General features: G+C 61.5%; 12 protein-coding genes, 1 tRNA gene and 1 pseudogene. 6 read left to right on the top strand and 8 right to left on the bottom strand.

Annotated elements, in window-relative coordinates; translation table 11 throughout:
• Together HAT86_RS10455 and HAT86_RS10460 are read right to left on the bottom strand one after the other, a co-directional pair.
• Positions 1-1,733 (bottom strand): site-specific integrase (locus tag HAT86_RS10455; protein WP_167196978.1); only part of this gene is annotated, 1,733 nt, incomplete at its 3' end.
• A 146-nt stretch (positions 1,734-1,879) separates the two neighbouring features.
• A complete protein-coding gene (locus HAT86_RS10460; protein ID WP_167196981.1) occupies positions 1,880-2,395 on the bottom strand; it encodes a hypothetical protein in 516 nt (171 codons plus the stop codon).
• A gap of 281 nt (positions 2,396-2,676) precedes the next feature.
• Here HAT86_RS10460 and HAT86_RS10465 point away from each other — a divergent pair.
• Positions 2,677-2,766, top strand: a tRNA-Ser gene (locus tag HAT86_RS10465).
• Between the two features lie 261 nt (positions 2,767-3,027).
• Here HAT86_RS10465 and HAT86_RS17070 read toward each other — a convergent pair.
• The 4 genes and pseudogenes from HAT86_RS17070 to HAT86_RS10485 form a co-directional block, all read right to left on the bottom strand.
• Positions 3,028-4,130: pseudogene (locus HAT86_RS17070) on the bottom strand (NADH:flavin oxidoreductase/NADH oxidase).
• 70 nt (positions 4,131-4,200) lie between these two features.
• Positions 4,201-5,004, bottom strand: coding sequence for an SDR family NAD(P)-dependent oxidoreductase (locus HAT86_RS10475; protein ID WP_167196984.1), 804 nt, complete (start codon positions 5,002-5,004; stop codon positions 4,201-4,203).
• A gap of 51 nt (positions 5,005-5,055) precedes the next feature.
• Positions 5,056-5,814: a cyclase family protein gene (locus HAT86_RS10480; protein ID WP_167196988.1), complete on the bottom strand. Its 759-nt coding sequence runs from the start codon at positions 5,812-5,814 to the stop codon at positions 5,056-5,058.
• A 3-nt stretch (positions 5,815-5,817) separates the two neighbouring features.
• The gene (locus HAT86_RS10485) at positions 5,818-7,215 is read right to left on the bottom strand and encodes an MmgE/PrpD family protein (RefSeq protein WP_167196990.1); all 1,398 of its coding nucleotides are present in this window, start codon (positions 7,213-7,215) and stop codon (positions 5,818-5,820) included.
• A gap of 169 nt (positions 7,216-7,384) precedes the next feature.
• Between HAT86_RS10485 and HAT86_RS10490 the strand changes: the two genes are divergently transcribed.
• Genes HAT86_RS10490 through HAT86_RS10510 form a run of 5 tightly spaced genes read left to right on the top strand, consistent with a single transcriptional unit; the run spans position 7,385 to position 11,420 of the window.
• On the top strand, positions 7,385-8,062 hold the full coding sequence (locus HAT86_RS10490) for a GntR family transcriptional regulator (RefSeq protein ID WP_167196993.1): 678 nt from the start codon (positions 7,385-7,387) through the stop codon (positions 8,060-8,062).
• Positions 8,063-8,086: 24 nt separating this feature from the next.
• The gene (locus HAT86_RS10495; protein ID WP_167196996.1) at positions 8,087-8,467 is read left to right on the top strand and encodes a carboxymuconolactone decarboxylase family protein; all 381 of its coding nucleotides are present in this window, start codon (positions 8,087-8,089) and stop codon (positions 8,465-8,467) included.
• Positions 8,457-9,377 carry an NAD(P)-dependent oxidoreductase gene (locus tag HAT86_RS10500; RefSeq protein WP_167196999.1) on the top strand — a complete coding sequence of 307 codons (921 nt, stop codon included), beginning with the start codon at positions 8,457-8,459 and terminating at the stop codon, positions 9,375-9,377. Before HAT86_RS10495 ends, HAT86_RS10500 begins: the two co-directional genes overlap by 11 nt.
• Positions 9,346-10,614, top strand: a complete 1,269-nt coding sequence (locus tag HAT86_RS10505; protein WP_167197002.1) for an alpha/beta fold hydrolase — start codon at positions 9,346-9,348, stop codon at positions 10,612-10,614. Before HAT86_RS10500 ends, HAT86_RS10505 begins: the two co-directional genes overlap by 32 nt.
• Positions 10,611-11,420, top strand: coding sequence for an N-acyl homoserine lactonase family protein (locus tag HAT86_RS10510; protein ID WP_196780586.1), 810 nt, complete (start codon positions 10,611-10,613; stop codon positions 11,418-11,420). Before HAT86_RS10505 ends, HAT86_RS10510 begins: the two co-directional genes overlap by 4 nt.
• A gap of 22 nt (positions 11,421-11,442) precedes the next feature.
• Here HAT86_RS10510 and HAT86_RS10515 read toward each other — a convergent pair whose 3' ends face one another.
• A complete protein-coding gene (locus HAT86_RS10515; protein WP_167197005.1) occupies positions 11,443-12,432 on the bottom strand; it encodes an NADPH:quinone oxidoreductase family protein in 990 nt (329 codons plus the stop codon).
• Positions 12,429-13,574, bottom strand: coding sequence for a CaiB/BaiF CoA transferase family protein (locus tag HAT86_RS10520; RefSeq protein ID WP_167197008.1), 1,146 nt, complete (start codon positions 13,572-13,574; stop codon positions 12,429-12,431). Before HAT86_RS10520 ends, HAT86_RS10515 begins: the two co-directional genes overlap by 4 nt.
• Positions 13,575-13,590 lie beyond the last annotated feature (16 nt).

Below are 13,590 nucleotides of genomic sequence, written 5' to 3' on the forward strand. Positions count from 1 at the left end.
GTGAATTCCGTATCGCCGAGACGGGCGGAAACCGTCTGCCAGTCGCCGGGGTTGTTCGCGACAAGGATCGATGCCTGTCCGTGCCGGAACATGTGCGGGTTCATGCCCGGAAAGCCGAAGTTGCCGATGGTTTTCTTCCACCATTTCAACAGAGTCGCGTAGCTCAAAGGCTCCCCAGCGGTCTGTACCGCCGGAAAGAAATAATCGCTCTCAGCATGGTATGGAAAAAGTGGGCGTATCTTTTCTTCATACCAGCGGAGGGTCTCGAGGCCGCGGAGGCGACTGTCTGCCCTGATGGGCGCATTGATCGCCTTGCCATTTTTTGTTTCCGAGGCCGGGACGTGCAAATGCCCGTGCTGTTTCCGTCCATGCCCGAGCTCGAGCCACGCGCCGCGTCCGCGGTAAGGGCACGCGAGGGCATTGCCGACTCGCGCCGGAACCGCATCCGTTTCAAGAGCTGCGAAGGCGGCGCAGGTGCCCAATAGCCGGGCCATCAGGAGAGCGTGGCTGCGCGTCTTCGGGTCGGCCTCTGCCATCTTCAGACAGTCTTCGGCGGCATCGCGATAACTGATGTGAAGCGACAGGAATGCAAGACGGGTTGGCATGTCGGTTACGACACGGCGGCAGAGACGTTTTGCGCGCTCCGGCATGCCGCGGCCGGCTTCTCCGCTCTGGATCCAATCATCGGTCGCCAGGATATTTCTGACGAGATCGGTGCACTCGCCATTCCGCTCCAGAAAACACTTGACGGCGTCAAGGTAATTCTTGGCAGTGCGCGGCGCGACCGTGCCGCGCTCTCCTGCTTCATGTTCCTTGCGCCAGATGCGTACCACCTGCGTCAAGACGCTGTCTGAAAAAGCCGAGGCGATCGTCTGGATCTCTGCAAGGTTTATCCCGCCGCCCTGATGCGCGGTTCGGATAACCTTGCGGGTCGCATCCTGATAAGGTTTGCGTGCAATCCCCTTGCCGTAAGCTTTTTTCGTGAGTGACCATTCACCGCGTGTGGCCAAATCGATCCATATGTCGAGTTCGGCGAGCAAGTGATCCGGAATCTCAATTTGCGCAACTTCAACAGGTGAATACGCAATAGGGTCATCGGGCAACAGCTGCCCAAGCCGGTTGTCGCGAAGCGTTCGAATACGATCGCAGAGATGCAGCGCATCGATGATCGCCTTCCGCTGTCCACTGTCCGCAGCCTCTGCAAGAATGTCATGAACGCAACCAGGTATGTGTCTTGGGCCGGGCACATCCGCGCGACGCGCGGCGTCGGCGAGTGCGGTGACACCAATAATCTCCTTTTCGTGAAAAAGGGCATCCTCCGGCGGCGTCCGTGCTGCGATGTCTGATAAAACATCGATCAGCGTCCGCCAGTCGTCATCGCGCGCCCGCCGTTCTGCCTTGGCGGCGATCGCTCCCGTCGCGCCATTGATGGCCGCGCAGACTTTGCCTTTCCAGCGCTTAAAGGCGTTGAAGGACTTGCCCCAGAGCAAGCTGTACTCGGCATCTGGAAACTCCGCGCGAAAGGCGACGGTCGAAGCCGGGATGGACGACAGCGGCTTTCGCAGCCGTTTCCCGACCAATTTGACGGCCCGACTGTAATCGAGCCTCGTGTCTGTCTCCAGGTCGGATCCGCCGTCGTCGATCCAGGACAAGACATCGGCGAGGCTCTCCACCTGCGTTTCGTTGCAGTTTTCTGAAATCGAGGCTGACTGGGTGAATGGGTCAAAGGGCATTTGTCATTTCCTTAATTGGCCGTTCATCGTGAATTTTGGCCGTTTTCGGTTTGCCCGAAGCAAAAATGACATTCACCTATCCAGTATTGCCGCAAGAAGCTTGATGGGTGTCTGTCATTTTTTCCGTTCTTCGGGAGCGATGTCATTTAATCGGCACGCGTGTCCGCAAGCCGTGCTTCCTCGAAGGGATCGAACCCTTCTGATGGCGTTCGATCCGGGCCCTGGGCGGTTCGAGAGTTGGATGTGCCGACCGCTCTTTTTTCAGACCGCGCCTTGTAGGTTGGCACGGAAAGACCGGCGGCCCAGAAGTTCACCTGAGCCCGCCGCCACAGTTTCGGCTTGTCTCTAAATCTCAGGCGCTCAGGAAAGCTTGCATCCGGCTTCTTCTGATCCACGCGCTGGGCCGTGCGTCTGGCTCCGTTCAGGATTCCGGCAAGATCTTGTGTCGTCACATGCGGCAGCTTCAGCTCTGCCCAGTGACGCGGTGCGGGTGGAGCAAGTCCTTCCGCAGCCCAGATGGCATACCATGGATAGCGTTCCCCGACGCGACGCACGCCATGGCGATTTGCAAGCTCTCGCGTCGCCCTCAGCGAGGGCATGCGCCAGTAGATGCGGAGTTCCTCCAGCGTCGCGGAGCCGGGGTCCTGTTGGTCGGTGGTCATGATGCACCCTCCTTTCGAAAAGGAAGTCGGTGCATGACCCGCCGCGCGGAAATTCGATCTGCGAATCTGTCAGCACGCCGTAAAAAGCGGCGATGGAGGCTGGCCAAGAGCCGTCGAAGGCACTTTTGCCGAAAGGGGAAATGACCAGATCTTGCCCATTTCTGGTTCCGCGTGGTTCCTTTCCATGCCATTTCAAGCATTTGGGGCCGTCGCGGGACGCTGGCCAAGTTTTTGAATTTTTGCCTTGTAATGCAGGGGATTGCCCGGCTATACGCGTCGGCGGAGACGTGGCCGAGTGGTCGAAGGCGCTCCCCTGCTAAGGGAGTAGGCCCGGAAGGGTCTCGAGGGTTCGAATCCCTTCGTCTCCGCCATAACATAAATGCCGTATTTTTCCGTGAATTTGAGCCGGTTTGTTCTGGTTCGCTTCTGCGAATATCGGGGTGGGTTGGGGGCGTGATGCGCGCCTGTGTTGCTGACAGGCGATCGGTGAGGGTTGGTGACCGGGCTGACATGGCTGCGCGGGCGCAGTAGAGCCATGCCCCCTGAGCGTGGCTTTCATATGTCTGACTGCAGCCCCAACAGCGATGCTCGGCTCTAAAGGGGCAGGGACGCTTGGAACGCCCCTGCCGTGGTCAGGATTTAAAAAGCGATTTCAGCGTGTGGGGCTGGCTGCGCCAGTATTGCGGGGGGGCGGTGATGTCGGCCCCCAGTTCGGCAGCGGCATGCCAAGGCCAGCGGGGATCATATAACATCGCCCGTGCCAGAGCGACCATGTCAGCCTCGCCGGTGCCGATGATGGCCTCGGCCTGCTGCGGTTCGGTGATCAGGCCGACGGCAATCACTGGCATATCCACTGCGGCGCGGACGGCGCGGGCCAGCGGCACCTGATAATTGGGCCCAATGGGAATCGATTGCCGTGGGTCCAGCCCACCGCTTGAGACATGGATCGCGGCGCAGCCAAGGCGTTCCAGTTCCTGCGCTAGGGCAATTGTCTGCTCAATGTCCCATCCCCCATCGACCCAGTCGGTGCCCGAGACCCGCATCGTCACGGGGCGGTCTGCCGGAAACGCAGCGCGCACGGCGCTGAACACTTCAAGCGGCAGGCGCATGCGGTTTTCCAGACTGCCGCCATAGCTATCGTTGCGGGTGTTCGACAGCGGGACAGGAACTGGTGCAGCAGATAGCCATGCGCGGCGTGAAGTTCGACCGCATCAAAGCCCAGACGTGCGGCGCGGCGGGCGGCTTCGGCGAAATCACCGACCAGACGTTTCAGCCCCTCTGCATCCAACGCCAGCGGGGGCCTGTCATCCGCCGCAAATGGCAGGGCCGAGGGCGCGACCGTTTGCCAACTGCGCGGGTCGTCGCCGGGCAGTTGTTGGCCGCCTTTCCAAGGTTGGGCGCAACTGGCCTTGCGCCCGGCATGGGCCAGTTGCAGCGCCAAGGGCATGGTCGACCACTGGCGCACCGCCTCAACGACACGCGCCATCGCCGTCTCGGTCGCGTCATCGTAAAGCCCGGCATCGGCCCATGAAATCCGCCCCTCGGGGGCGACGGCGGCCGCCTCGAAGATCAGCAGCCCTGCCCCCGACATGGCCAGTTGCCCGTAATGCATCACGTGCCAGTCGGTCAGGCAGCCATCTTCGGCGGAATATTGGCACATCGGGGCGATCACGATACGGTTTTCCAACTCCAGTGCGCCAATACGGGTTGGGGTGAAAAGGGCAGGGTCGCTCATGTTTTATGTCTCTTTTTTATGTCGTTTGGTCGGTCACTGCATGTCTTTGATGCATACAGTGCAGCGCGTATTACTCGGCCTCGGCCCATGGGACGCCGCCGGTATAACTGCGATAGATAGTGGCCGCTTGCCAGCCGGCGTCAACCGGCAAAAGAACCCCTGTGATCACCTTTGCTGCATCGGAACACAAGAAGGCTGCTGCATCGGCGATATCTTCGGGAAGCACATAGGTACTTAGTGCGCCAGCCTTGCGGATCGCCTCGCCGTCGCGCAGCCCTTCGGCGATGCGCTGCTTCATGGTTTCGCTTAGAACATAGGTCGGGGCGACGCAGTTCACCCGAATGCCGAAACGGCCCAATTCAACCGACAGGATTTGCGTCAGTCGGGTGATCGCGGTCTTGCCGGGGCTGTAGGCGGGCAGGGGAAACGCGCCCATCCCGGTGATCGAGCCAAGCGTCACGATGCGGCCCCGGCCACGATCTTGCATGGCGCGGGCAAAGGCGCGCACGGCATAGACCGTGCCGTGATAGTTCACGTCCCAAACCTCGCGGTGGCGGTCAAGGTCCATCTCCATCAAGGTTTCGGTGTTGCTGATGATACCTGCCGAGGTGACCAGCGTGTCAACCGGCCCGTGATCGGCCTCAACTTGGGCGGCGATGGCGCTTAGGGCGTCAGCATCGCTGACGTCGCAGGGGATGCCAAACGCTTGGGATCCGGCCTGTTTGAGTTCTGTTACAGCTTGTTCCAGTGCTTCGGCGTTGCGGTCCAGCAGCACGACCTTGCCGTGATCGCTGGCCATGCGTTGGGCGCAGGCCAGCCCGATCCCTGACGCTCCGCCGGTGACCACCAGCACATTTGTTGCAGTCTCTGTCATCTCGTTCTCCTTGGTTTTGCGGTTTGGCCTGCGATGTCGCCTTTGGCGCTGTCAGGCTGCGTTCCCTGACGGTGTGGCGATTTCGCGTGCAAGTATCCGGGCCGGGGCCCCATCCGCCCCGGTGATGTTCAGCGCGGCGCAAAGTAACTCAACCGTTTTGCCGCGCAGCGGGGCAAGGTTGGTGACATGCTCGGCGATCAGAACACCGTGTTGCAACAGCCTTTTGTGGATCGGGAAATCAAACCCTTCGGGCCGTTTCCTGACAGGCAGGTCCGGCGTCGGCAAGTCCAGCGCCAGCATCCTGATGCGCTGCGCCAGCAGCCAGTCGGCGCATTCAAGGCTAAGTGTGGGGTGATCGTTATCATAGGCCTCACTGCCCGCGCGGGTGTGCCAGCCGGTCTCAAGCACCAGCGCATCACCGGGCGCAAGGCACCCCTCCAGCCCGGCCAAGTGATGCGGTTCGATAAGTTTGGCCCCGTTCAGCGCCACCGGCCAGACAATGCCGGGTCCGCACAGACGGTTGATCGGGATATCCTCCATCGCGGGGGCATCCAGAAAGAAATGCCGCGGGGAATCGATATGCGTGCCGATATGCACAACCATCTGCATTCGCGTCACATTCAGCGGATCGCGCGGCATCTGGCGGATCAGCTCGAAAACCGGCGCGGGAAAGGACGGCACCCGTGGAGCATCGGCCGACAGGGGATGAGACAGGTCAACCCAGTCGCCCACCGGCTGCAGCGGTTGTGCGGGGGGTAGATCTTGCCAGCCTTGCCAGCCGGGACCGGGGGTGTGTGGACAATCGCACATGGTTTACCCCTTGGTCCGGGCGGTTTTTTCAGACACGCCGACCCCGCGCACAAGTGCGCCGATGTTTTGCAAGTCTTGCGCCTTTGGCAAAGTCATTATGGCCTGTATTAGGTTTTCGATCTGTTGCCGGGGCAGGGCGTCTGCGACGTTGCGCCGGAACTTCTCCAGCAATTCTGCATCGCTGAGCGGGTTGTGGGGGTCGCCTTTTGGGTAATCAAGCCCCGCTGTGTAAGTTTCACCGCCCTGCATGTGCACGCTGACCCGCGCGGGGAACTTTTCGGGATAAAGCGCGGTCAGATCCTCATCGGCGATGATCTCGACCCGGTTCATCAATTGGCGCAGCGCGCTGTCGCGAAACCTGTCGGGCTGAAACTGGGCTTGCGTCACTTGTCCGTCACGCAATGCGGCGGCGACGCAGTAGGGCACCGAAAGCCGGGCCGCCATCGCGGTATCGACACGGGTGCTGGAAAAATGTGATTTCACCGTCGCGTAGGTTCTGACCCGAACAGCGGTAATGGCTTCGGGCGGCGGGGCATGACGTGTCGCGATGTCCAGCGCCGCACCGATGGGGGAATGGCTGGCAAGGATCGAAGGGAAATATTTGAACCCGTTTTCAAGGATTTCCCATTCCTGCCCTATCCCGTGCGTCAATGCCTTGGGTTGGGGATCGGCGCTGAAGGCGGCCAAATAGCCCTTGGGGTGGCCCAGACTGTCGGGTGGGCTGCTGAGGCCAAGCGCGGCCATGCGTGCGGACAAGATGCCGTTCAGCCCTGCCTTGCCGGGGTGGATGCTTTTGGTGTCAGCGCCGGTTTCAAAGAATGTGTTCAGCCCGGCGGCCTGCGTGGCGGCATGGCCAAGGGCGGTTTCGGTCTGTGCGGCGTCCAGCCCCATTGCGTGACTGGCCGCAGCCGCAGCCCCGAAGGTGCCGTTGGTGGCTGTTGAATGCCAGAACCGGTAATGCGTCGGCATTACCGCCATTCCGACGCGCGTGCTCACCTCGTAGCCCGCGATCATCGCGGTGATCAGGTCGCGCCCGCTGCCGCCGGCCTGTTCGGTTACGGCAAGGGCGGCAGGCACAACGACTGACCCGACATGGATCAGCGCGCGTTTGTGGGTGTCGTCGTAATCGGTGGCGTTGATCAAAATGCCATTCGCCAGCGCTGCAAGCGCCGGATCAGACGGTGCGCCGCCAATCACGCTGGCCGGGCCGTTGGCATGGAACCCCGCCACAAGCTGCATCGCGTGGCTGGCCTTTGCAGGGTCTTCGGCGCGGGCGGCAATGGCACAGCCCACGGCATCCAGCAGAAACCGGCACGCCTGATGCACCACCTCGGGCGGTAAATCGTCAAAACGTAGATTGGCCACAAAGGCAGACAGCTGTGCTGTGGGGGTCGTGGTCATTGTTTGCGGTCCTTTTCTTCATGGTCGGCGCGCGGCATGAAACTTGCGTCGCAATCACTGTGCCGTTTTGGGCAGAGCTGTTTTCAATGGCTGCTATATGTTGTGAAATTGCCGGATTGACCGATTGTCCGACAAAATGCTCCAATCTGCCGTGAAGAACAGGATTTCCATGCCACAGACACTGACCCTCAACCGCGATGACGTAACGCTGAGCGCCCGGCTTGTGCAGGCCATGCGCGATGCCATTCTGGATGGCGATCTGGCCCCCGGCCAGAACCTGAGCGAACGCGCCTTGTGTGACATGTTCGGCGTCAGCCGTAGCCTTGTGCGCGAAGCCCTCAAGGCATTGGCCGCTGAAGATCTGATTGTGCACGTTCCGCACAAGGGCCCGATGGTGGCGCGGCTGGACCGCAAGCAAGCACAAGACCTGTATCGCGTGCGGGCTGCGATCGAAGGGCTGGCCTGTGCCGAGTTCACCACCAACGCCAGCGCTGATCAGCGCCGCGAATTGATGCAGATCACCGCGCGTTTGGCGCAACTGGTGGCCGAAGACGCCCCCGAGCGTGCGATGGTTGCGGCCAAGAATGAATTTTACCGCTGCCTGTTTACCGGCACCGGCAACCAACCGCTTGGCAAGATTTTCACCCAGTTGAACAACCGCGTTGTTTTGCTGCGCCGCAGATCTTTGGCGCAAAAGGGGCGGTTGCCGCAGATGCTGACGGAAATTCAAGGCATTGTCGCGGCCATAGACCGGGGCGATGCCAGCACCGCCCGCCAATTGGCCGAGGCGCATGTTGCCGCCGCAGCGCAGGCCGCAGACGACAGTTTTGCCGATCTGACACCCTAACCCAATTCTTGAAAGGACAATGAAATGGACAATGAAACCTACGAAAAGGGTCTTGAAATCCGCCGGGCCACGCTGGGCGACGAATATGTCGACAAGGCGCTGGCCAATGCCGACGAATTCGGGCGTGATTACCAAGAACTGGTCACAACCTATTGCTGGGGCGAAATCTGGGGTCGTGAGGGGCTGGATCGCAAGACGCGCTCGACCATCAATATCGCGATGATCGCCTCGCTGAATCGTCAGCATGAACTGGCCGCCCATATTCGCGGTGCGATCAATAACGGGCTGACGACCGACGAGATCAAGGAAATCCTTTTACAGGTCGGCATCTATGCCGGGGTTCCGGCAATGGTTGACAGTTTCCGCGTCGCCCGCACCGTTCTGGGAGAGATGAATGAAATCTGAGGCCGACATAAAGCTGGGCTTCGTCGGCATTGGGACCATGGGTGCGCCCATGGTCCGGTGTCTCGCGCAGGCGGGCTATCGCCCTGTGCTGTTTGATATCGACACCGAGGCCGCCCGCGCCGTGGCCACCGATGCCGGGCTTGAGGTGATCGACAGCCTGCCGGATTTGGGCCGCGCCTGTGATATCGTTATCCTGATGCTGCCGCATTCAGGTATCGTGCGCCGGGTCTGTCTGGGCGATGGCGCCGATGCGCTGGGCCTGATCGAGGGGCTAAGGCCCGGATCGCTTGTCGTCGACATGAGCTCATCCGATCCGATGGAAACCCGCAAACTGGCTCCCGATCTGGCGCAGGCCGGAATAACCTTGCTGGATGCGCCGGTCTCGGGTGGGCTGCGCAAGGCGGTCGCGGGCACGCTGAGCATTCTTCTGGGCAGTGACGATGACGCCGCCGCACAGCGTGTGACACCCATTCTTAAGGCGATGGGCACGGTGGTGCCAACGGGGCCGCTGGCCTCGGGGCATGCCTCAAAGGCGCTGAACAACTACGTGTCGGCCGCCGGTTTGGCCGCTGCCTGCGAGGCGCTGATCGTGGGGCGTCGGTTTGGCCTGAATCCCGAAACGCTGGTGGATGTGCTGAATGTTTCGACCGGACGGAACAATTCGACCGAGAACAAGCTGAAGCAATTCGTGCTGAGCGGCGCGTTCCGCAAGGCTGGATTCGCGCTTGAATTGATGGCCAAAGATGTGGCGCTGGCGAAATCCCTGTCAGATGATTTGGGCCTTGAGATGCCTTGTCTGGATGAGGTCAGCGGCCTGTGGTCCGATGCACGCTCGAACTTGGACCCCGAGGCTGACCATACCGAGATTTTCAGCTATCTTGAAACTGTGGCAGGGCGCGATGGCGGCTGATCTGACAGCTTGGGTGGCGCGTGCGGTGGCGGACCCGGTTTTGGCATGGCATTGCCGTGGTTTGTCGCTGCGGCTGTGCCTGCAATCTGGGCCGGTCACGGCGGGCCTGTTGCTGTCTGATCAACCCCGGCCCCTTACGGGTGACGACCTGAGGCAGCCGGATATCGCGATCACTGGTGATGTGGCGGGGTTTGATCGGGTGATGCGGCCCGATCCGCCGCCGGGCAGCCATTCCTTTGGGGCGCTTTTGCGCCATGATACCGGCCTGACGATCACCGCCGATCCAGTGCCGCAGGCGCAGGCTTTGGCGGCCCTTGAGCGATTGATTGAATTGGCGCGGCCCGATCGGCCCGATCCGGTGGGGCACGGGTTTGCCCATGATCCTGCTGCGGTGACGGGGCGGCGCGCGGTGCTGCGTCGTGGCAATGGGGCCAGTGCGATGCTGCACTGGATAGAGGCCGGCACAAGCGGGCCGCCGATTGTATTCCTGCACACGGCAGGCGCGGACAGCCGGCAATACCTTCACCAACTGGCCGATACCGAATTGCAGCGGCAATATCGCATGATGGCCTTTGACCTGCCATGGCATGGTCTATCCTCGGGCGAGGCAGGCCACGAAACAACCGCGCATTACCGTTTGACCGAAGCCGCGTATCTGGAGTGGTGCGCAACCTTTATTGAGCAGGTGGCCGGCGGGCCGGTTATTCTGGTGGGCTGTTCGATGGGGGCCACCATGGCGTTGACCATCACGGCACAGCACCCCGATCTGGTGCACGGCTGTATCGCGCTAGAGGCCCCGATGACAGCACCGGGCCGTCGCAGCGATCTGTTGACCGATGCGCGCATTGCCGACAGCCAGCACAACCCGGCCTATGTGCGCGCCATGCTGGGCCCGACCTGCCCGCAGGTCCAACGCGATGAGGCCTGCGCGATCTATGCGCAGGCAAGGCCCGGTGTGTATATGGGCGATCTGGCCTATTACAGCGATGAATATGACGGCGCGCGCATTGCCGCGCCGCTGCGGGCGGCGGGCCGTCCGCTGGCCCTGCTGACCGGCAGCTATGATTATTCCGCCTCGCCGGACAATACGCGCGCCCTGTGCCATGCCATTGGCGAAGATCACGTATGGTTCAGGGAAATGCAGGGGCTTGGTCATTTCCCGATGATCGAAGACCCAACCGCCTTTCGGCCCCATTTTTTGGCGGCGTTACAACAGATGGAAGGGGAGCAGCCATGAGCATCGCACCCGACTACGAAGTCTATGCCATTCAATACGCCCGCGCGATCCGGCCCTCATCGGATTACTTTCTGGGCACCGATCCGCATGACGGGCCAGCGCCGATTTATTATTATGTCTGGCTGATCCGTAGCGCGGACCGCTGTATTCTGGTCGATACCGGGTTTGACGCGCAGCGCGCGCAGGAGCGTGGGCGCGATTTTCAGCGCTGCCCGACCGAAGGCTTGCGCAATCTTGGCGTGGACCCGGCGGATATTGACACCGTGGTCATCACCCATCTGCATTATGATCATGCGGGCAATTTGAACCTGTTTCCCAACGCGCGCTTTGTCTTGCAGGACGAGGAAATGCGCTTTGCCACCGGGCGGCATATGCGTCACAGCCTTGTTCAGGCCCCGTTTGAGCTGTCGGATGTGCTGGACATGGTGACGCATAATTACGCGGGCCGGGTGAAGTTTGTGGATGGGGCGCATGACCTGACGGACGGGGTGCGCCTGCATCATGTGCCGGGCCATTCGATGGGGCTTCAGGCGGTCACAGTCACCACCGCGCGGGGGCGGCTGTGCCTTGCCTCGGACACGGCGCATTTCTTTGACAATATCGCCCTTGGCAGTCCGTTCAAGATTACCACCCATGTGGCGCAAACATTGGAAGGTCATGACCGTGTGTTGGAGCTTGCCGGTGGTTATGACAGGTTGATCCCCGGTCATGATCCAGCTGTGGCTGAGCTGTATCCGGCGCACCCCGATGATGATCTGATCTTTATCCTGCACGAGCCGCCCAGCGACAGCCCCGGCCCGGCGTGACGCTTGCTAGGGCGGTTTTTGCTTAGGGTTCAAGTATGATTTTGCCGTGTGCGCGCCCGTCTTTCAGGCGTTTCAGCGCCTCGGCAAATTCCGACAGCGGCAGGGTATCGGCGATCTGTGGGGACAGTTTGCCGTCTGACCAAAGCGCGAAGATGTCTTGTTGCACGCTTTGCACCCAAGCCGGATCGCGATCCCGGTAGTCAGACCATTGCAGCCCCGTAACAGCGATGTTCTTGACCAACAGGTAATTGGCCCGGATCGTTGGGATGTCGCCCGCCGCGAAGCCAACCACCACCAGCCGCCCGCGCCATGCCATGGCGCGCAAGGCGGCCTCGGTGACGCTACCACCCACGGGGTCAATCACGATATCCGCGCCATGCCCGTTCGTGGCCGCGCGGACCTGATCGCGCAGCCCGTCGCGCAGGTTTTCCATGCCAAGATCAATCGTGGCGTCACAGCCCGCAGCGCGGGCCAGTTCCGCGTTTTGTTCGCCCTTGACCCCGCCGAGGACACAGCTTGCCCCAAGCGCGCGGGCCAATTGAACGCTGGCGGATCCGACGCCGCCCGATGCCCCCAGAACCAGAACCGTGTCACCGGGTTTCATCGCCGCCCGGTCGATCAGGGCGAAATACGCCGTTTGATACACAAGACCAAGCGCCGCGCCGACGGGAAACGGCATGTCGTCGGGCATTGGGTGGCAGCTTTCGGCGCTGATTGCGATTTGTTCGGCATAAGTGCCGTATTCCGACTGCACGGCCACGTGGTCGCCGACGCTATGCCCGCTGACATCGGGGCCGACCGCCGAAATCACCCCGGCCCCGGCCTTGCCCGGCGAAAAGGGAAGCGGCGGCTTGATCTGGTATTTGCCCTCCATCACAAGGATATCGGGATAGTTCACTTCGGTTGCGCGCAGATCAACGACGACCTCCTGCGCGGCGGGCCGGGGGCTGGGGCATTCTTCGATTCTGGCCTGCCCGACCGGGCCGAAATCGCGAACCAGAACAGCCTTCATTCCGTATCTCCTGTGTTGGGGGTTGCCTGTGGCGCCAAGTCATTGTCCGCCCCAAGGGTCGGGGCGCGGGCGGCATGGGGTGCCGTGCGAAACTGGCCGGCCACGGGCACGGGCAGGGCGATCTGGCGCGCGCCGTCGGTGTTTTCCACCTCGTGCTCCAGCAAACCACGACTTTGAAAGTGGGGGTCTTGTAGAGCCTCTTGCAGGGTTTGAACAACGGTGCAGCAGCAATCTGCACGCTCGAACGCGGCGCGCCAGTGATCGGCGGGCTTGTCGGCGATACGGGCACCAACGGCCTGTGCTGTGGCCGCGGGATCATGCGTATCGTCGCGTAGATCATCCGGCAGGTCGATGGCATCGGCAAACGCCTGCCAGAATTTTTCCTCGATCGGCGCGGCGGCAACAAATCGGCCATCGCTGGTGGGATACAGCCGGTAGCGCGGCGATCCGCCGGTGACAAGCGCATCGCCATTGCCCGGCCATTGGTGGGTGGTCTGGCCCTCTGCCATAGCCCAATACATGAACGGAAACAGGTTGTCGGACATTGAGATGTCCAGATGCGCGCCCTTGCCGGTCTGGTCGCGGTCACGCAAGGCCAGCAGGATATTGAACACCGCCGGATAGGTGCCGCCCGCGATATCGGCAATCAGCGCCGGTGGCAAAACCGGGGCCTCGGGGCGTCCGCAACTTAGCGCAAGCAAGCCGCTGTCGCCGATATAGTTCAGGTCATGCCCTGCGCGGGCTGCCTTGGGCCCTGATTGTCCGTAGCCGGTGATCGAACAGTAAATGATTTCGGGGTTGATGGCAGCGATGTCTTCGTAGCTGAGGCCTAAACGGGCCATAACGCCGGGGCGAAACTGCTCCACAACGATATCGACGTCTTTCAGCAGCGGGATCAGGCGGGCGCGCTGTGCGGGGTCTTTCAGATCCAGTGCAAGCGATTTCTTGCCACGGTTCAGCATCGCGAAATTGGCGCTGTCCTGCCCCCACTTGGGATCATAGCTGCGCATTTCTTCGCCGCGCCCGGGGCGTTCGATCTTGATCACCTCGGCGCCGGCCTCGGCCAGAAACAGGGTGGCCATCGGCCCCGGCAGCAGGGTCGAGAAATCCAGAACGCGTATATCCTTGAGGGGTGCCGTCATCGTGTCCTGCCCTTTT

Source organism: Roseovarius gahaiensis (assembly GCF_011601345.1).
GTDB lineage: Bacteria > Pseudomonadota > Alphaproteobacteria > Rhodobacterales > Rhodobacteraceae > Roseovarius > Roseovarius gahaiensis.